19 protein-coding genes are annotated in these 17,215 nt (G+C 65.3%); 8 read left to right on the forward strand and 11 right to left on the reverse strand.

Annotated elements, in window-relative coordinates:
• Positions 1 to 54: 54 nt before the first annotated feature.
• From ACNQR1_RS34045 to ACNQR1_RS34060, 4 genes are all read right to left on the reverse strand, one after another.
• Positions 55 to 561, reverse strand: coding sequence for a DUF5994 family protein (locus tag ACNQR1_RS34045; protein ID WP_418049910.1), 507 nt, complete (start codon positions 559 to 561; stop codon positions 55 to 57).
• Entirely contained in the window at positions 558 to 686 is a 129-nt protein-coding gene (locus tag ACNQR1_RS34050; RefSeq protein WP_418049911.1) for a hypothetical protein, read from the reverse strand. The genes ACNQR1_RS34045 and ACNQR1_RS34050 overlap by 4 nt, the downstream gene beginning before the upstream one ends.
• 178 nt (positions 687 to 864) lie before the next feature.
• Complete coding sequence (locus ACNQR1_RS34055; RefSeq protein ID WP_418049912.1) at positions 865 to 1,719, reverse strand: oxygenase MpaB family protein; 855 nt, start codon at positions 1,717 to 1,719, stop codon at positions 865 to 867.
• A gap of 110 nt (positions 1,720 to 1,829) precedes the next feature.
• Entirely contained in the window at positions 1,830 to 2,633 is an 804-nt protein-coding gene (locus ACNQR1_RS34060) for an HD domain-containing protein (RefSeq protein WP_418049913.1), read from the reverse strand.
• 30 nt (positions 2,634 to 2,663) lie between these two features.
• Here ACNQR1_RS34060 and ACNQR1_RS34065 point away from each other — a divergent pair, with 30 nt between their 5' ends.
• On the forward strand, positions 2,664 to 3,617 hold the full coding sequence (locus ACNQR1_RS34065; protein ID WP_418049914.1) for a GlxA family transcriptional regulator: 954 nt from the start codon (positions 2,664 to 2,666) through the stop codon (positions 3,615 to 3,617).
• Between the two features lie 7 nt (positions 3,618 to 3,624).
• On the opposite strand, the gene ACNQR1_RS34070 is transcribed toward ACNQR1_RS34065, so the two are convergent.
• The 4 genes from ACNQR1_RS34070 to ACNQR1_RS34085 all read right to left on the reverse strand — a co-directional run bounded on the left by ACNQR1_RS34070 (position 3,625) and on the right by ACNQR1_RS34085 (position 8,352).
• Positions 3,625 to 4,260 carry a TetR/AcrR family transcriptional regulator gene (locus ACNQR1_RS34070; RefSeq protein WP_418050609.1) on the reverse strand — a complete coding sequence of 212 codons (636 nt, stop codon included), beginning with the start codon at positions 4,258 to 4,260 and terminating at the stop codon, positions 3,625 to 3,627.
• 5 nt (positions 4,261 to 4,265) lie between these two features.
• Positions 4,266 to 7,145, reverse strand: coding sequence for an RND family transporter (locus tag ACNQR1_RS34075; RefSeq protein WP_418049915.1), 2,880 nt, complete (start codon positions 7,143 to 7,145; stop codon positions 4,266 to 4,268).
• Entirely contained in the window at positions 7,142 to 7,570 is a 429-nt protein-coding gene (locus tag ACNQR1_RS34080) for an MmpS family transport accessory protein (protein WP_418050610.1), read from the reverse strand. Before ACNQR1_RS34080 ends, ACNQR1_RS34075 begins: the two co-directional genes overlap by 4 nt.
• A gap of 113 nt (positions 7,571 to 7,683) precedes the next feature.
• Positions 7,684 to 8,352 carry a TetR/AcrR family transcriptional regulator C-terminal domain-containing protein gene (locus ACNQR1_RS34085; protein ID WP_418049916.1) on the reverse strand — a complete coding sequence of 223 codons (669 nt, stop codon included), beginning with the start codon at positions 8,350 to 8,352 and terminating at the stop codon, positions 7,684 to 7,686.
• 101 nt (positions 8,353 to 8,453) lie between these two features.
• On the opposite strand from ACNQR1_RS34085, the gene ACNQR1_RS34090 reads away from it, so the two are divergent.
• Both ACNQR1_RS34090 and ACNQR1_RS34095 read left to right on the forward strand, forming a co-directional pair.
• Positions 8,454 to 9,518: a dihydrodipicolinate reductase gene (locus tag ACNQR1_RS34090; protein WP_418049917.1), complete on the forward strand. Its 1,065-nt coding sequence runs from the start codon at positions 8,454 to 8,456 to the stop codon at positions 9,516 to 9,518.
• 44 nt (positions 9,519 to 9,562) lie between these two features.
• Positions 9,563 to 11,191 carry a hypothetical protein gene (locus ACNQR1_RS34095; RefSeq protein WP_418049918.1) on the forward strand — a complete coding sequence of 543 codons (1,629 nt, stop codon included), beginning with the start codon at positions 9,563 to 9,565 and terminating at the stop codon, positions 11,189 to 11,191.
• Here ACNQR1_RS34095 and ACNQR1_RS34100 read toward each other — a convergent pair.
• The gene (locus ACNQR1_RS34100) at positions 11,163 to 11,648 is read right to left on the reverse strand and encodes an OsmC family protein (RefSeq protein ID WP_418049919.1); all 486 of its coding nucleotides are present in this window, start codon (positions 11,646 to 11,648) and stop codon (positions 11,163 to 11,165) included. The genes ACNQR1_RS34095 and ACNQR1_RS34100 overlap by 29 nt on opposite strands.
• Before the next feature lie 80 nt (positions 11,649 to 11,728).
• On the opposite strand from ACNQR1_RS34100, the gene ACNQR1_RS34105 reads away from it, so the two are divergent.
• Positions 11,729 to 12,673, forward strand: a complete 945-nt coding sequence (locus ACNQR1_RS34105) for an oxygenase MpaB family protein (protein WP_418049920.1) — start codon at positions 11,729 to 11,731, stop codon at positions 12,671 to 12,673.
• Positions 12,674 to 12,686: 13 nt separating this feature from the next.
• Positions 12,687 to 13,268: a TetR/AcrR family transcriptional regulator gene (locus tag ACNQR1_RS34110; RefSeq protein WP_418049921.1), complete on the forward strand. Its 582-nt coding sequence runs from the start codon at positions 12,687 to 12,689 to the stop codon at positions 13,266 to 13,268.
• Positions 13,269 to 13,275: 7 nt separating this feature from the next.
• Here ACNQR1_RS34110 and ACNQR1_RS34115 read toward each other — a convergent pair whose 3' ends face one another.
• Complete coding sequence (locus tag ACNQR1_RS34115; RefSeq protein WP_418049922.1) at positions 13,276 to 14,145, reverse strand: LysR family transcriptional regulator ArgP; 870 nt, start codon at positions 14,143 to 14,145, stop codon at positions 13,276 to 13,278.
• 9 nt (positions 14,146 to 14,154) lie between these two features.
• Positions 14,155 to 14,820 (reverse strand): TetR/AcrR family transcriptional regulator, encoded by a 666-nt coding sequence (locus tag ACNQR1_RS34120; RefSeq protein ID WP_418049923.1) that lies wholly within the window; start codon positions 14,818 to 14,820, stop codon positions 14,155 to 14,157.
• A gap of 126 nt (positions 14,821 to 14,946) precedes the next feature.
• On the opposite strand from ACNQR1_RS34120, the gene ACNQR1_RS34125 reads away from it, so the two are divergent.
• The 3 genes from ACNQR1_RS34125 to ACNQR1_RS34135 all read left to right on the forward strand — a co-directional run bounded on the left by ACNQR1_RS34125 (position 14,947) and on the right by ACNQR1_RS34135 (position 17,187).
• A complete protein-coding gene (locus tag ACNQR1_RS34125) occupies positions 14,947 to 15,234 on the forward strand; it encodes a hypothetical protein (RefSeq protein WP_418049924.1) in 288 nt (95 codons plus the stop codon).
• A gap of 76 nt (positions 15,235 to 15,310) precedes the next feature.
• Positions 15,311 to 16,528: a sensor histidine kinase gene (locus ACNQR1_RS34130; RefSeq protein ID WP_418049925.1), complete on the forward strand. Its 1,218-nt coding sequence runs from the start codon at positions 15,311 to 15,313 to the stop codon at positions 16,526 to 16,528.
• Entirely contained in the window at positions 16,525 to 17,187 is a 663-nt protein-coding gene (locus ACNQR1_RS34135) for a response regulator transcription factor (RefSeq protein WP_418049926.1), read from the forward strand. The genes ACNQR1_RS34130 and ACNQR1_RS34135 overlap by 4 nt, the downstream gene beginning before the upstream one ends.
• Positions 17,188 to 17,215 lie beyond the last annotated feature (28 nt).

The raw sequence follows: 17,215 nt of genomic DNA on the forward strand, positions 1-17,215 counted from the left end.
CCCCCCAAGACCTGACAGTGGGCCGGTACGGATGAATTCCGCACCGGCCCATTTTCATTTCGCCCGGACGTGTTCCGCGGGGCCCGGCAGCGGCCCCAACCATCGTGCGGATTCGATCTGAGCCACGTGCAGGACGCGATCTGCCGTCTCGAAAGCAGGTGAACGCCGCACGGTTTCCTCCACGGGCATCGCCGCGGCACAGCGCATCACCAGCGCACCGAGAGATGGCGACGTCTTGCACGGTACGACAAGGAGTTTCACGCACGCGTCGCGTCCCGCGACCATCATCAGACGTGGCCGGCTCAGCTTCATCCCGGTCGGCCCTCGGGTGCCGGTCACGATCGAGTCCAGATCGAGCTGCCCCTCGGCGGCTGACCAATTGACGCGAATATCAACGACTTCCCCGATTGATCTGTGCAGGACGCCCACGAGTTCGGGCAGTTCGTTTGCCACCGACGCGGTGTGCGGCCACCACGCTCCGTCGATGTCGGCGCCCAACCGGTGAGCGAGAGCGAGCCGGACAGGACTGGCCAGGCGCCGAGTCCCGTTGAGCCCGTTCACGACGACTGCGCATCTGCGCGTGGCATGGGCCGATCCGAGAAGATCAGCTCCGGTTCGATCGAGCGGTCAGGATCCGGGATGGGTTCCTGGTGCTCGCGGTGCGAAAACAGTTCGGACGATTCCATGAAGAGTGTCCTTGAGAGGTACGGGACTACCGCACTGGTATTGGATAGCAGGCGATCGTTAATCACCGGCTGACCGCCGACATCGGAAGAGTCCACCCTGAACGTCGCAGTTCGCCTGCCGATGCATCCGGTCTGATCACGAATCTACACCCGATGGGCGGTCGCGCCTTGAGCGGCGTCAAACCAGGGGCCGCCCGAGCCGGCATCGGGTGCGGACGTCCCACAGCAGCACCCGGAATCCCAACTGGGACAGCCAGAGTGGTTTTTTCCGCTCGCGCACGACGTGCTGGGCCACATATTCGTCGAACCATCGCTGGTCCTCGTCCGTCCACGACACCCGCATCGCTTCGCGGAACACCGGTGGGAGATAACCGATGGTGCGGCGGTACTTGACCGGCCCGAACCGCTTCTGGATCACCGGGTGCGCATACCCGAAGTTGGCGATGTCGAGCAGAAACTCGCGCACTTCATCGCTGATCTGAACCTTACCAACCTGCGCATCCCAGTAGCGTCCGAAGGCGTCACGGTCCGGCGGCCACATCTCGGCCGGCATCTGCAACGTCGTGCCGCAGACCTTCCCCTGCTGGTAGAACTCCTCGCGCGCGGCACCGGCGAGTGGCCCATGCACCCGTTGATAGATGTCTTCCCAGCCGAAGTAGAGACAGGCCGCGACCCAAAGCTGCAGTTCGGGATCCATCGCGTTGTACTCCACCGGACTGTCACCGTCGGAGCGGACCTGGGCGTGTTGGCGGTTGACCGCCTGCCGGTATCGACGACGGTCCTCGGCGTTCCCGAGCACCGCGACGGCCAGGTAGGAAGCCGTGGTGCGGGCTCGTTTGACAGGATGACGATCGAGGCGGCCGTTCTCGACCTTGCTGCGGGCCACACCGTAGCCAACCGCCGGATTGGCCAACTGCATGATCACGTTCGCGGTGCTCATCGTCTGGCCCATCGACAGCAGAGACCTGGCGAAAAACCGGGAGTCGATCTGGTCCATCTCATCGCGAGACAGGCGCTGTGCACTGGGCCCCATATCCGCCACTCCTTATCTGGAAACCTGCGTTCTCAGATAATCGTGACCGAACTGGCCCGAATTCGCCAATCCGGGACCTACCGCAGGACCGCGCACGACGGGCCGGCGCGCTACTCCGAATACGGCGCGAGCCTTACGAGCACAGGAAATGCGGCATAACGCGTCATCCAGGCCGCCCGTCCGTCCGGCACCGCCGCGCTCTCGGCCGCCCAGGCCCTGAGCAGATGTCGTTTGAAATCGAGCCGTGGGTGCCGGGACACGAGGTCGTCGACCCACTGCGCGGACAACTCCGACATGCGCAAGCCGAAAACGTCGGTGCCGGCTCCGGCCGAGACGAATCCGCCAGGATCGGCGAGGTTTTCGCTGACCCCGAGCGTGATGTGGGCGGTGATCGCCGCGCCGACCGCCTGCGCACGCTCGTCCGCCCCTCCGTGTGCGCTGACGAACTGCGCGGCCCGCTCCCCGCCCGCCACCGCGAAGCATCGGCCGGGCGTGGGATGCTCAAGGTTCAGGTCGTGCAACAGGCTGGCGACGTAGACCAGTTCATCGTCCACGGTCACCCCATCGATCCCCGCCAGCGCCTTCCCGAAAAAGTATGTGCGGTAACTGTGTTCGAGGACATGCGGGCTCAGCACCTCTCGCGCCTCCTGCTCGGCGGCGCGGGCCAATGCCGAGTCCGGCAACCGAATCGAGCCGAAGTCGAGGCGTCCCTGCCCGCGCCGGCCCCGCCGGGTTCTGATCGCATCACCGACCACGGCCGGCAGCGCACGGATCAACGGCTTCAGCAGCGCCCGCCGCTGAGCCGGGGTCAGCGCCCCGCCACTGCGGGTGGACCAGTGCCAATCCAACTCTGTCGTCGTCATGACCCCAGTGAAATGCGGCAGCCCGCCCGAGGCGAGTGGCATAAATGCCATACCTACTCGGATTCGTGCCAAAGTGTCATCATGGGCAACAAGATCGTGGCCGCGCTCGCCCTCGACGGAGTCATCACCTACGACCTCACCTGCGCCGTGCAGATGTTCCGCCGGGGCCCGGACCGCACCGGGCTGCCCGGCGGGTTCGAACTGATGACCTGCGGTGTGACGCCGGGCCCAGTCGAGACGCCCGACGGATTCACCCTCACGGTCCCGCACGGCCTCGAAGCGCTGGCGTCCGCTGATCTCATCGTCGTCCCCGGCTGCGTACCCCGTGCCGGCAGTCCGCCGGACGAGGTTCTCGCGGCCCTGGCCCGTGCACACCAGCACGGTGCGGTGGTCGCGAGCATCTGTGTCGGTGCCTTCGTCCTGGCCGCGGCGGGTCTGCTCGACCGCAGGCCGGCCACCACGCACTGGGAGTACTGCGACGACATGCGCCGGCTCTACCCTTTGGTGGACCTGCAACCCGACGCGCTGTACGTCGACGACGGCGACATCCTCACCTCGGCCGGCCTGTCGGCCGGCATGGATCTCTGCCTGCACCTGGTGCGCCGGGAACTGGGTGCGGCCGCCGCGGCCGACCTGGCCCGCTGGAACGTGATGGCGCCCCATCGAGACGGCGGCCAAGCCCAGTTCATCCCGCCCGTCCGCAGACCGACCGGCCTGGAGGGCCTCGGACCGGTACTGGCCTGGGCGGCACAGAATCTGGCCGAGGTCGGCGATGTCTCCGCACTGGCCAAGGCAACCCACCTGAGTTTGCGGACCTTCAATCGCCGGTTCGGCGAAGAGGTCGGGACCACGCCCAAACGCTGGCTCGACACCCAGCGTGTCACCCGGGCCCGCGAACTACTCGAAGACACCGACCTCACCATGGAAACCATTGCTGCACAGTGCGGTTTCGGCAGTGTGACGGCCATGCGGGCGCAACTGCGGTACACCACGGCGACCACTCCCAGCGCCTACCGGCGGGCCTTCCGGCGCTGATCGGACCTCAACGGTTCGTTGTACGTACCGCGGGCAGGATCAATGTGTCGATGACGTCGCGGATGAACTTCGCGTCGATGCTCTGACCACTGATCACCCGCATCAGGCACATCCCGGTCATCACGTCGGCGATCAAAGACCAGTCCCGGTCCGGTGCCAGCTCACCGCGCGCGGCGGCCTGCTGCAGGATGGCCGTCACCACCCGCCTGCCCTTGAGGAGCATCAGGTCGTCCAGGGCCGAGGCGAGGTGCGGATCATGGGTGGCCTCGACCGCGGCCCGCAGCACCAGATCGTAGGAGAAATGCTCTTCGTCGTTGCGCACCGCACGGCGCACGAGCTCGTCGAAATCGCCTTCCAGACTGCCGGTGTCGGGCGCGTCATCATCCAGCAGGTCGGGCCGCCAGTACACGAGCGCGTCGGTGATCAGGGCCGCTTTCGATGACCAGCGGCGGTAGATCGCCGCCTTGCCCACGCCTGCCCGCGCGGCGATGTCGTTCATGTTGGTGTCGACGTAGCCGTTCTCCGCCAGCGCCGCCAACGCCGCGTTGAGGATGGCCGCGTCGCGCGATCGGTCCAGGCGACCGTCGGTACGGCGGCGCAGCCTGGATCCTGCGTCGGGCGGATCGCCACAACCGGCCATCATCATGGTCACACCGACGTCGTCTGGATGGGGGCGGTGTTGTCGTCGAGCTTCTTCCGTTCCCGATCCAGTCGGCCCTGCCGGGTGATCTCAAAGGTGTTGAGCGGCCACCAGAACCAGCGGCCGAGCGCGGCGGCGATCGATGGGGTCATGAACGCGCGCACGATCAATGTGTCGACGACCAAGCCGATACCGATGGTCATCCCGAGTTGGCCGACCACTCGCAGGTCCGACACGATCATCGACATCATCGTGAAGGCGAACACCAGACCGGCTGCGGTGACGACCCGCCCGGTGGCGCCGATACCGCGGATGATGCCGGTGTTGAGCCCCGCATGTATCTCTTCCCTGAAGCGCGAGACCACCAAGAGGTTGTAGTCCGAACCCACCGCCAGCAGGATCACCATCGACAGCGGGATCACGATCCACTGCACGCCCAGTCCAAGAATGTCCTGCCAGAGCAACACGGACAAACCACACGCTGTTCCCAGGGATGCGGCCACGGTGCCGACGATCACCAGGGCGGCCACCACACTTCGGGTGATGATCAACATGATCGCAAAAATCAGAATCATGGCGGCGATCACCACGATCATGAGATCGGTTTTCACACCATCCTGCATATCGCTGTACAGCGATGCCGTTCCGGCGAGTGAAACCTTTGCACTGGCCAGCGGGGTGCCCTTGAGCGCGTCGGCGACAACACCTTTGAGGTCACGGACATGTTCGATGCCCTCGACCGAGGCGGGATCGCCCTGGTGGGTGATGATCATCCTGACCGCCTTGCCATCAGGCGACATGAACATCTTCACCGCACGGTTGAAGTCGGGGTTCTCGAACACATCCGGCGGCAGGTAGAACATGTCGTCGTTCTTGGCCTGATCGAAATACAGGCCGATCTCCGTCGCGCCCTTGGCCGCCTCCTGTTGCGCGGCCTGGGTGCCGGCCATGGTGCTGTGGGTCGCGATCATGAAATCGCGCATGGTCTTCATTGTCCCGATGGTGTCCTGCAGAACCGGCAACATCTGCGGCAACAGCTGATCCAAGCGGTCTATGTCGCCGGTGAGGCCTTGGATCTGATCGGCGAGTGTATCGATCCCGTCGAGGGTGTCGAAGATCGACCGCAGCGAATGGCAGACCGGGATGTCGTAGCAGTGCGGCTCCCAGTAGAAGTAATTCCGGATGGGACGGAAAAAATCATCGAAATCGGCGAGATGATCCCGCAAGTCATTGGTGGCATCCGCCATGTCATGCGTCTTGCCGGCCATGCTGTGCGTGATCGAGGTCATCTCTTTCGTGATCTCGTACATGCGTTCCATGCTTGCGACGGTCTTGCTCATCTCGTCGGCCTGCTCGAGCATCTGCGCCGAGTTGTCGTTGTTGAAGATCGCGGACTGCAGTGTGCCGGCATTCTGCGCGCCGAGCAGGAACGGGATAGAACTGTGTTCGATCGGGGCGCCCAATGGGCGGGTGATGGTCTGCACCCGTTCGATGCCTCGCATGTGCATCACGTTCTTGGCGACCTTTTCGATGACGAGCATGTCCGCCGGGGTGCGCAAGTCATGATCTGCTTCGAGCATCAGCAGCTCGGGGTTCATCCTGGCCTGAGAGAAGTGTCGGTCGGCCACGCCCATAGCCTGGTTGGCGGGCATATCAGCCGGGGTGAACTGCTTGTCGTTGTACTGCGGCACATAGGTCATCAGCGCGATGAAGCCGATGGCGGCGATCAGGCTGGTCACGAAGGCGATCGGGATTGGCCAGCGAACCACAGAGGTGCCGACCTTGCGCCAACCCGGCGACGCGATCTTGTGCTTCGGGTCGAGCAGACCGAACTTCGACGCGACGGTCAAAGCCGCGGGCGCCAACGTCAGCCCGGCGATGATGATCACCAGAACCGCGATGGCACAGGGCAGACCCATGGTCTGGAAGTAGGGCAGCGTGGTCATGGTGAGGCACAGACAAGCGCCGACGATCGTCAACCCGGAGCCCAGGATGACGTGCGATACGCCGCTGTAGGCCACATAGAACGCGTCTTCCCGATCTGTGCCTTTCGATCTCTCCTCGTGATATCGGCCGAGAAGGAAAATCACATAGTCGGTGCCAGCGGCCAGCGACAGCATGGTCACCATGCTCACCGCGTACGGGGTCAGACCGATGATGTTCAGGTAGCCGGCAGCGGCCGTAACGCCCTGTGCAGCAAACAGTTCCAGAAGAATGACAACCATCGACACGAGCAGCGTCACGACGGACCGGTAGACCGCGAGCAGCATCACGATAATGACGCCGACCGACACCAACTCCATTTTCGCCATGCTTTGATGCCCGGCCACGCTGGTATCGGCATTGAGGACGCTGTTGCCGGCGACGTGGGCCTTGATACCCGGCGGTGCGGGTACCGACGCCACGATGTCACGCACCGCGGCCACCGACTCGTGGCTCTTGCTCGTGCCCTGGTCCCCTGCGAGGAAGATCTGCACATAGGCGGACTTACCGTCCACACTCTGCGAACCCGCCGCGGTCATCGGATCGCTCCAGAAGTCCTGGACGTTCTGGACGTGCTCGGTATCGGCCTTCAGTTTGGCGACGATCTCGTCGTAGTACTTGTGCGCGGCCGCACCGACCGGTTCGTCGCTCTCCAGCACGACCATCGCTGAGGAGTCCGAATCGTACTGCTGAAACACCTTGCCGATGTTCAGCATCGCCTTGTAAGAGTCCGAGGTGGTGGGACTCAGCGGCACCGACCGGGATGCCGCCACCTCGTCAAGCGACGGGACAAGACTTCCCAACGCAATCGTGAGGAGCACCCAGAACACGATGATCGGCAGGGAGAAGATGCGGACCATGTGGCCGATGAACGGCCGATGGGGCTTCGAGTGCGAGTTGCTCATACGGATTTCACCAAGCAGTAGATGAACGGTTTGACTTTGTCGGTACTCGTCCGGTCATCGCGCACGTCGTCGTCGACGGTCACCCGGCATCCAAGGCCGCTGACGTTCCGCTCGCCCTGGGCCATGATGTTGGCCGACATCGACGGCAGCGTCGTCACGATCGTGAAAGACCATGGCAGCGAGGCATTTTCGATGAGATTCGGCTGACCGTATTCGTCGAGGTAGTTGATGTTCGCCGTCCCTCCAAACCCGGTGATCTCGTACTTGATGTGTTTCGGATTGAAGTTCTCGGTAATCCCCGAGCCTTCCGCCAAGTTCGGTCCTTGATGATCGGTCGCCCGAATTCGAAGGATCGCGTACGCGCCCAGGGCGACGACCACCACCAGCACCAGCGGTATCCACGCTTTTTTGAGCAACCGGAACACCGTTGCGCCTCCCCGACCTGTCATTCGCCAAATTTACCCAGACGGAACTCAAGTTCCGCTTAAGTGGATGCTGAGTACTGTACTCGAGCGAGGCTCTGGCTACGACTCAGTGCCTACTTGGCCAGGAACCGTTCGAGTCCGGCGATCACGATGTCGAGATTGAAGTCGAAATCCTGCGCGGCACTCGCGCCGACGTCACGATCGGCGACCACGCCACTGAGCAGCGGGAAGTCACGGGACGGAAGGTCTTTCAGGGCGCGCACCACCTCGGGCGTCTGGTGGTGCAGCCGCGACTCCGCCGAACCCAGCACGTCGTGCGCTGCCGACATCGCGAGCCCGGAGACCAGAGTCAGCACCCGGCCGGCGTCGTCGGTGCCGAATCCACCGTCGGTCAAGGCGCGCAACACCTGCTCGGCCAATGCGAGGCTGGCCGCCCCGCTGGTCCCACGCAGTCGGAAACTCGTGGCCGTCACGCCGAGTTTGAGCACGCCCTGACGAATGGCATTGCCGTAGGCCCGCAAGACCTCCTGCCAGCTCGCCCCCTCGGGCAACTTGATCGAGCGCAACTCCGTCTCGAACAGATCGGCCACCACCAGCTCGAGCAGACCGTCGCGGTCGCCGACGTAGTAGTGCAGCGTGGTGCGGTCCACCCCGAGCTCGTCTGCCACCGCCTGCATCGTCAACGCGCCCGGTGCGATGGCGCGCGCCGCGGCGACGATCTGCTTCTGATCGATGCGCGGTGGCCGACCCCGCCCTCGGCGCGGCGCGTTTTCGGTGGTCACACTGCAAATTCTAGTAGTTCCTGCCGCCGGGTTCGGACGACTCTTCCTTTTTTCTAACGGTCGTGGAAAACTGCCCGCAACCGAGGAAGGGAACCGCTGCGATGTCACAAACTTCTCCATACCGGGTTGTCCAATGGACGACGGGGAACGTCGGAAAGAGTTCGGTGGCGGCCATCGCCCGCAACCCGACCCTGGAACTGGTCGGCTGCTACGCGTGGTCGCCCGACAAGGCAGGCAAGGACGTCGGAGAGCTGGTCGGAATCGAACCGCTCGGAGTCGCCGCCACCAACGACGTGCAGGCGCTGCTCGCCCTCAAACCGGATGTCGTGGTCTACAACCCGATGTGGATCAATGTCGACGAACTCGTCCAAATCCTCTCCGCCGGAGTCAATGTGGTCGCGACGGCCTCGTTCATCACCGGGCACAATCAGGGCGAGGGCCGGGACCGGATCGCCGAGGCGTGCCGCAAGGGCGGATCGACCATGTTCGGATCCGGCATCAGCCCGGGCTACGTCAACCAGCTGGCGATCGTAGCGGCCGGCATCTGCGACCGCGTGGACAAGATCACCGTCAACGAGGCCGCCGACACCACGTTCTACGATTCGCCGGAAACCGAGAAGCCCGTCGGGTTCGGCCAGCCCATCGACCACCCCGACCTGCAGGCCATGACCGCTCACGGCACCGGAGTCTTCGGCGAGGCGGTACGGATGATCGGTGACGCACTCGGTATCGAATTCGACGAGGTCCGCTGCGATGCCGAATACGCCCAGACCACAGAGGATCTCGACCTCGGATCATGGACGATCCCGGCAGGTGGGGTGGCCGGGGTGTTCGTCAGCTGGAAGGGTGTCGTCGGCGACAAGACCCGCGTCGAACTCACCCTGCGGTGGCGCAAAGGCCAGACGCTGCAACCGGATTGGCAGATCGATCAGGACGGTTGGGTGATCGAGGTGGCCGGTCGCCCGACTGTGACGATGAAGGTCGGCTTCCTGCCGCCCCCGGACTTCGAGGCCACCACCCTCGAAGAGTTCATGGTGCTGGGGCACATCATGACCGCGACCCCGCCGATCAACGCGATTCCCGCGGTCGTCAACGCCGCACCGGGCATCCTCACCTACAACGATCTTCCCTTGATCCTGCCGCGCGGAGTGGTGCCCGCGAGTTAGCATCCAGCCGTTCGCGGATCGGCGTACCGGCGGAGGAATCTCTGATGCAGTTGTCTGAATGGGTGGGCGCCGGTGTGCTGACCGCCGGGGTTTCGGCGGCGTTGCTGGCCGGCGCCGGTTCCGCCGGTGCCGAGACCGACGGCGGTGCGGATCCCGGACCCGCGAAGACCTCATCGGCACGCGCCGAAAAGGCGAGCGGTACCGCATCCTCCGGCCGGCACCGGGTCAAGCCGCAACTCAGACACCGTGATCGTCCGGTGTCCGCGGCAGCAACGGCGACCTCACGTGTCCGACGCGCCGTCGACAAGGCCGTCGACACGGCCGTCGAGAAGCCAAAGGCGGAGCTGCCCGCGCGCCTCTCCGTGCTGGGCAGCGAGGTTCGCGAGCAGGTGCGTGAACGTCTGACGCCGCCGACCCGCGTCGTGGCCGAGCGCCGCGTATCGGCCGTCGGCACACCGGCGGTTGACGCCCCGACCGTTGCCGTGCCCGATCCCCTGGATGCGATTTCACAAGTGGCCACCCGGGTGACGGAGGCCGTGGGCTCGGCCGTCTTCAACGCGATCGGCACCGTGATGCAAGCCGTCGACGGCCCGCCCGCGGTACCTCCCGGACTCCGCGACTCGGTTGAGGTGAGCAGCTCGACGCTGGTCGTCTCGCCGGGCAACGAGGTGCCCGCCGACTGGTACTTCCCGACGCAGGGTGAGCCGCAGCGGCTGATCTACCTTCAGCACGGATTCGTCGCCACCGGCCCGATGTACAGCTACACGGCGTCCTATCTCGCTGACCGGACCAACAGTGTCGTTGTGGTCACCACCGTGACCTCCAACCCTTATGCAGAGGGCGGCATGTGGCTCGGCGGGGACAACATGCACAGGGCCGTCGCCGAACTTTTCCTGGATCCCGATCGAGAAGCCCTCAACGCCAGCATGACCACCGCGTCGTTGAAGGCCGGACGGGAGACTGTTGCCGTGCCGCAGCGGTTCGTTCTGGTCGGGCATTCACTCGGCGGGGGCTTCGCGCCCGGGGTCGCCGGCTACTACGCCGAGGGATTGGTGGCCCGCCGGGCCGACGGCCAGGATGCTCCCAACGATCTGGCCGGAGTGGTACTGCTGGACGGGGTTCCGCCCTCGGGCACATTGCCGAACGCGATGGAGCGTCTCGCGCAACTGGAGGCGAGCAACGGCAACGATCCCGCCGATTACGTACCGGTCTATGAGATCGGTGCACCGTCGAACGCGTTCAACTCGATGAGCACGGTGAACGACGATCTCTCGGCGGCCCGTCCCGGGAAGTTCAACGGAGTCGTCGTCGACGGTGGCGTCCACATGGATTCGATGCTGGGCGGCAACCCGCTGGTCCAGGCCGCGGCGTATCTCGTGGCCGGGATTCCGCAGCCGCAGAATCCACCGGCGGTGCAGTGGCTGATGGCAGGCTGGATCAACGACATGTTCGACGGCAACATCGACCCCGCCACGGGCCGCTGCATGGATGCCTGCCATGGCACCTACGGCGATCCCGGCGAGGCGATCGACATCGACGGTGACCGGGGTGACGCCACCGCAGTGGTGATCGATTCGGGTCCGTCAGCAGACGAAACCCTTTGGAATACAGTTCAATTCATTCCCACTGCCGCGTCACGCATTCCTAATTCTGTGCTGTCACAGTGGGCGTAGCGCTCACCGGGAAGTTCACCGAGTTGGCGATGAAACACATGCGGTGGGCTTCATGATGCAGATCGGTGGCCTCATCGACCCGACCCGGGTCGGTGATGGTCACCTGCGGCCTCAGCATCACGTCGGTGAAAACACCACTGCCCTCGGCGTTCTCGCTCATCGTGCCCCCTGGCCGATCACTGTAGGCAGTGACGACGATCCCCGCTTTGGCGCACAGCGCCAGGTACCACAGCATGTGGCACTGCGACAGGCTGACCACGAGTAACTCTTCGGGGTTCCAGCGCTGCGGGTCGCCACGGAAGGCGGGATCGGCGCTGCCCTGGATCGTCGGCTTGCCCGACGCCTCGGCACCGGTCACGTCATGGTCGCGTGCGTACTCGCGGTAGCCGCTGGTCCCCGAACCGGTGTTGCCGGTCCAGGTCACCTCGACCTCGTATCGATGCGTCCGGTTGGCCATGCGCGTGACGGTACCAATCACGTACGTCAGAACTCCGATCAGCTATTGACACATTGGCACAGATTGCTAGCCTTTGTGCCATGTCTATTGGCAGCGTGGCCGAAGCAGACCTGGTACGACACGAAGTGCTGGCGGATTTCCGCAGGCACTCGGGCAGCATCCTCGGCGGTGCATTCGGTGCCGCGGCATTCGATGAAGTGGCCCTGGTTCCGGTGGCCGCTGCCGTCGACCGCAGCGGCCGGTTCGAGCGCAACTTTCTCGATCGCGGAGTGCGCAGCGGATTCTCCGCGTTTCTGGCGATCTGGGGTGACGCCGAAGACCGCGAGGCCGAGGGGCGCCGGCTACAGACCATGCATCGCGACGTCCGCGGACACGGCAAGGACGACTTCGCCGACGTCCGCTACAGCGCACTGAACCCCCAACTGTGGAACTGGATCGCCATCAGCGGGATCTTCGTCGTCCTCAATTCGTTCACCCCCGCGACGGGGATCACGATGAACGGAGCCGAACAAGAGGCGGCCTACGCCCAGCTGCTCAAGGCTTTTCGGTCCATCGAGCTACCGGGTGCGTCGGCGAAACTGCCGGAAACCTATGCCGACGCGACCCGGTACTACGACGAGATGGTGGAAAAACAGCTGCAGGGCAACGAATTCCTGGCTCGCGTGACGGCCGGGCTGACCCGGTTGCCGTTGCCCACGCTGCTGCTGCCCGGGCCGGTCCGGTTGGCGCTGACTCCGTCGTGGCTGGCGGTTCGGCCGATCGCAGGCCGGGTGATCAAGGTGTGCTCGTTCGGCATCATGCATCCGGGGGTGCGCGAGCTGACCGGGTTCCGCTGGCAGTCCCGGCACGACCGGGAGTTCGCGGTGTACACCCGGCTGTTGCAGGTGGCGTGGCGGGTGCTGCCGGACCGCCTGCTGTTGGTTCCCCTGGCCTACAACCGGCTGCAGTACGAGAAGCTGGTGCGCCTGCACCGGTCGGTGGCGCTGGATTCGTTCGCACCCCTGGGTTGTCCGGCAGCGGGCTGACACACTGGTATCGATGCCGCGCAGCAACGCCAGCCAATCCGAGCAGGAAAACGCCATCCTCAAAGCCGCCGCCGAGGAGGTGTCGCTCGTCGGGCTGGGCCGGGCCAGCCTGGACGTCATCGCCAAGCAGGCCGGCGTCAGCCGACGGACGCTCTACCGTCGCTTCCCCACCCGCGACGCCTTGATCACCGAACTCGGCCGGCGAACCTTCGACCTGGCCATGCACCGATTACGCACCGTCGCAATCGATTCAGGGCCCAACGATGCTGCGGTGGCCGCCTTCTGCGAAGGGCTGCGGCTTCTGACGACCGAACCCGTGATGCGCCGGTTCCTGCGCCTGGACACCGACTTCACCGCGGTGGCCGGTGCCTACGACCAGGCTCCCGCCTTTCTCCACCACGCTTCATCGGCGATGGCGAAGGCACTTCGCACGGCCGGCGCGACCATGGCCGACGCCGACCTGCTGGCCGTCGCCGAGTTGCACATCCGATTGGCGTGCTCGCTGGCCCAGATGCCCACCCCGGTGTTGGACGTCAACGACGACGAGGCAGTTCGCGACTACGCGCGCAAACATCTGGCGCCGCTGGTGCACTAGCGGCGTCTCACGCCCGCGTCGGCCCGCGCAGCGTCCCTGCCGCGTTGCGGACGGCAGCCGTGATGGTCTCGACCGTCTGGCTGTCGAGCTTCCAGCACTGCCAGTACAACGGGACGTCCAGATATTGCTCGGTGATCCGTACGAAGTCGTCGTCGACCAGTTCCTCGGGGTACATCCCCCAGCCGAGACCGGCGCGCACAGCTGCACCGAATCCCTCGGCGGTCGGAATGTAGTGGATCGGCCTGACGATGTCTTTGCGGAACACCTTGCGCACCAGTTGGTCCTGTAGCGCATCGTCACGGTTCCAGGCCAGCGACGGCGCCGCCTGCGCAGCGTCGCGAGTGAATCCGTCGGGCAGGTAGCGCCGCACGTACTCGGCGCCGGCCACCGGTACGTAGCGCATCGCCCCCAACGGGTGCACCCGGCAGCCCGGGACGGGGCTGCGCTCGGTGGTCACCGCGCCCATCACCACGCCCTCGCGCAGCAGCCGCGCCGAGAGGTCCTGATCCTCGATCCTGATGTCGAACAAGAACTCGGCCGCCTGGGCGAACACGCCGGTGAACCACGTCGCCATCGAATCAGCGTTGACCGCCAATGCGATCCTGGTGCGGTGCGCCGAGCCGCCGCCCATCTCCGCCAGGGTCTCCGATTCCAGCAGCGCCGTCTGCGCGGCGAGCCTCAGCAGTGGAACGCCGGCAGCCGTTGCGGTGCAAGGCTTTTCTCGAACCACGAGCACCTGGCCGACCCGTTGTTCCAGCGCCTTGATGCGCTGGCTGATCGCCGACGGAGTCACATGCAGACGCTGCGCGGCCGCGTCGAAGCTTCCCAGCTCGACCACCGCGGCGAAGGCAGCGAGCTGCTGGCCGTCGATCTGCACGCAACGATCCTAGTCGGGCAGGTTCTCGGCGCCGCGCAAACCGCCTCCGGTGAACCGGACGAGCTGGCCGACCCAACCACGGTCCAAGCCGCTGGGGCCGAGGGGGCGTCCGTAGAGCGCCAGATCAGAACTGGCGAGCGCACCGATCATCGAGAAGATGGCAATTGTGCTGCGCTGCTGGCCTTCTCTGGTCTGGATGTCGGGCACCGCACGACCCGCCGCAGCGAAGAACAGCTCCGGCAGGCTCGGTGTGCCCGCCAACTGGTCGAGCCAGATCTGGTCCTCGTCCAGGGCCAGCTGATTCATCACCTTGAGCCAGCGCAATCCACCGACGGGATCCTCGTCGAGCAACCGTACGTAGGGAGCGATGAGTGCCTCCACGACATCGAAGACACCAATCTCGTTTCCCGACTGAGCTACTCGTACGAGTTCCTGCACGACGGCCGCGAACACGGTCGGAGCGCGCCTCCGTGCCACCTCAAGCACCAGATCCCGTTTGGCCGGGAAATGGTAGGCAACCGCGCGACTGGCCACACCGGCCTCACGGGCCACCGCACGCGCGGCCACCGCACCGATCGACGTTTCGGCGAACATTCGCTCGGCGGTATCGACGATCAGGGTTCGGGTGTCGACGTCGCGCCGGGGACCACGTCTGCGGGTCGAACTCTGGACCACCCTATGAGCGTAATCACTCGCGGTCTGATCGTCCTGTGGTCGGTGCAGATCTCCTACTACGGTCGTAGATCAAGATCGGACGCCAGCGCGATGTGGGCTGACCTGCATCCTTCGTAGCGTCGAGCCATGACACGAGCACAGCGTTCCCCCGCTATCTCGATAGCGAATTCCATGACAGGTGTCGCCAGTGGCTGGACCGCGAAAGACGCCGTCATCTCCCCGCCGGTCACCGCCCCGGCTGTCCCGGCCGGTCCCGTCCATCGGGAGGGCAGCCGCTGGCGGCGCGCCCTGTCCGCAGTGCGTGCAGCCCTGGCCGGCGTGCCGCGACCCGATCTGAAGCAGCCCTACTATCCGCCGCTGCGGGAAGGCTTCGTCGAGGACGCTGCCATGGCACGCGAAATGTGGCGACTCTGAATTGCTGAAATCCGACCCCAGAAAATCCAACCGTAGTAGGAAGCGCGACAGCCTTCCCACCTTCTACGATCACAACATGCTCGGCAGCATCGCGCGCGGCTTCCGTGCGCACGTCCGCCGGCGGGGGTACGCCCTCCCGGTGGGCTACAACTGGGCCATCGTGTTGGCGTTCGACACCACGGTGATCGGGGCCGGCGTGGTCGCCTTGTTGCAGCGCCCGGCATCCGACCTTCCGGCGAGCCTGCTTGCGCTCGTGGTGTGCATTGCACCGTTCGCCTTGTTCTATCTGTCCGGCGTCGATTTCAAGGCACCCATCGTCTGGTCGACATGGACCACGGCGACCGCTGTGTTGCTGTTCGCGACAACCACGCCCGTATCCAATGATTTCGCTCCGCTGATCGCGGTACTGATGGTCGGCGAGGTTGCCTCGCTTGCCGGGGTCTGGGGTGGATTCCTGGCCTCGCTCACCGCGGCGACGCTGCTACTGACCGCTGCCTCCCAACACCGCCTCGACGCCCTGCCCCTCTACCTGGGGATCCTCGGGATGGGTTGGCTGGTGGGTTATCTCGTGCACACCCAGCAGCAGCTCATGCGACAGCAACAGGAATCACAAGCCGCCCAGGCCCGCCATGCCGCTGCCGATGAACGGCGCCGTATCGCCCGAGAGGTCCATGATGTGATCGCGCACTCGCTGAGCGTGACCCTGCTGCACGTGACCGGGGCGCGTCGCGGGTTGCAGCAGGATCGCGATGTCGACGACGCCGTCGAGGCCCTGGAACAGGCTGAGCGCCTGGGCCGCCAGGCCATGGCCGATATTCGCCGCACGGTCGGATTGCTCGACTGCGCCCCGATGAGCATGGCCCCCGAACCCGGAGTCGACGACATCAGTTGTCTGGTGCACGATTTCGTGCGGGCCGGACTCAACGTGCGTTTCGACGCGACCGGCCGCACCGATGTCGTCTCCGCCGCGGTGGGCTTGGCGCTGTATCGCATCGCGCAGGAGTCCCTGGCCAACATCGCCAAACACGCACCTGACGCAGAAGCGACAGTGTTACTGAGGATCTCCCGGACCTCGGCGACGCTGACCGTCGCCAACAGGCTTCCGGTGGCCGCGTTGGCGGCCAGGAACGGCCGCGACGTGGAGGGCCGCGGTGTACGCGGAATGCGCCAACGCGTCGAGCTGCTCGGCGGGATCATCAGCGTCGGCCCGGCTGACGACGCGTGGTCGGTGCGCACGAACATTCCCTTGGACGACACTGACCGGGCGCCCCGCTGGTGCCCCGTGGTGTCATGACGGACCCGGTGACCGAGGTCGCGGTCCTGCTGGTGGACGACCAGGACCTGGTGCGCTCCGGCCTGCGACGCATTCTGCGGCGCAAGGACGGCTTCGTGATCGTTGGCGAATGCGCCGACGGCGACGAGGTGCCCGATGCCGTCGGCCGCCACCGCCCGGACGTGGTGGTGATGGATCTGCGGATGAAACGCGTCGACGGTATCGAAGCCACCCGGCAGGTGACCGCGGTCGACGGGCCTCCGGTACTGGCGCTGACCACGTTCAACGACGACGAGTTGCTCTCTGGCGCGCTGCGCGCCGGCGCCAGCGGATTCGTGCTCAAGGATTCCTCGGCCGAGGAACTGATCCGGGCGGTGCGGGCGGTGGCACAGGGCGACAGTTATCTCGACCCGGCGGTGACGTCACGGGTGCTCACCACCTACCGCAAGTCGGCGGAGCCACGCCAGGCTGCGGCGGCCGGTGACCTCACGGCCCGCGAGCTCGATGTGTTGACCCTGATCGCCAAGGGGCATTCCAACTCCGAGATCGCCGATGAACTCAGCATTTCCGGGCTCACCGTCAAGAGCCACATCGGCCACATCTTCATCAAGCTCGATCTGCGTGACCGCGCCGCCGCGATCATCCACGCGTACGACACCGGACTGGTCAGCCCCCAGTGATCTGATCTGGAGCGTCCCCCGCAGGTGC

This window comes from Mycobacterium sp. 48b (assembly GCF_048282725.1).
Taxonomy (GTDB): domain Bacteria; phylum Actinomycetota; class Actinomycetes; order Mycobacteriales; family Mycobacteriaceae; genus Mycobacterium.

Excerpts from the sequence above, each read along its gene's own strand:
- ACNQR1_RS34050 (WP_418049911.1), bottom strand. The coding sequence starts at position 686 with ATGGAATCGTCCGAACTGTTTTCGCACCGCGAGCACCAGGAACCCATC.
- ACNQR1_RS34055 (WP_418049912.1), bottom strand. The coding sequence starts at position 1,719 with ATGGGGCCCAGTGCACAGCGCCTGTCTCGCGATGAGATGGACCAGATC.
- ACNQR1_RS34060 (WP_418049913.1), bottom strand. The coding sequence starts at position 2,633 with ATGGCATTTATGCCACTCGCCTCGGGCGGGCTGCCGCATTTCACTGGG.
- ACNQR1_RS34065 (WP_418049914.1), top strand. The coding sequence starts at position 2,664 with ATGGGCAACAAGATCGTGGCCGCGCTCGCCCTCGACGGAGTCATCACC.
- ACNQR1_RS34070 (WP_418050609.1), bottom strand. The coding sequence starts at position 4,260 with ATGATGGCCGGTTGTGGCGATCCGCCCGACGCAGGATCCAGGCTGCGC.
- ACNQR1_RS34075 (WP_418049915.1), bottom strand. The coding sequence starts at position 7,145 with ATGAGCAACTCGCACTCGAAGCCCCATCGGCCGTTCATCGGCCACATG.
- ACNQR1_RS34090 (WP_418049917.1), top strand. The coding sequence starts at position 8,454 with ATGTCACAAACTTCTCCATACCGGGTTGTCCAATGGACGACGGGGAAC.
- ACNQR1_RS34095 (WP_418049918.1), top strand. The coding sequence starts at position 9,563 with ATGCAGTTGTCTGAATGGGTGGGCGCCGGTGTGCTGACCGCCGGGGTT.
- ACNQR1_RS34100 (WP_418049919.1), bottom strand. The coding sequence starts at position 11,648 with ATGGCCAACCGGACGCATCGATACGAGGTCGAGGTGACCTGGACCGGC.
- ACNQR1_RS34105 (WP_418049920.1), top strand. The coding sequence starts at position 11,729 with ATGTCTATTGGCAGCGTGGCCGAAGCAGACCTGGTACGACACGAAGTG.
- ACNQR1_RS34110 (WP_418049921.1), top strand. The coding sequence starts at position 12,687 with ATGCCGCGCAGCAACGCCAGCCAATCCGAGCAGGAAAACGCCATCCTC.
- ACNQR1_RS34125 (WP_418049924.1), top strand. The coding sequence starts at position 14,947 with ATGACACGAGCACAGCGTTCCCCCGCTATCTCGATAGCGAATTCCATG.
- ACNQR1_RS34130 (WP_418049925.1), top strand. The coding sequence starts at position 15,311 with ATGCTCGGCAGCATCGCGCGCGGCTTCCGTGCGCACGTCCGCCGGCGG.
- ACNQR1_RS34135 (WP_418049926.1), top strand. The coding sequence starts at position 16,525 with ATGACGGACCCGGTGACCGAGGTCGCGGTCCTGCTGGTGGACGACCAG.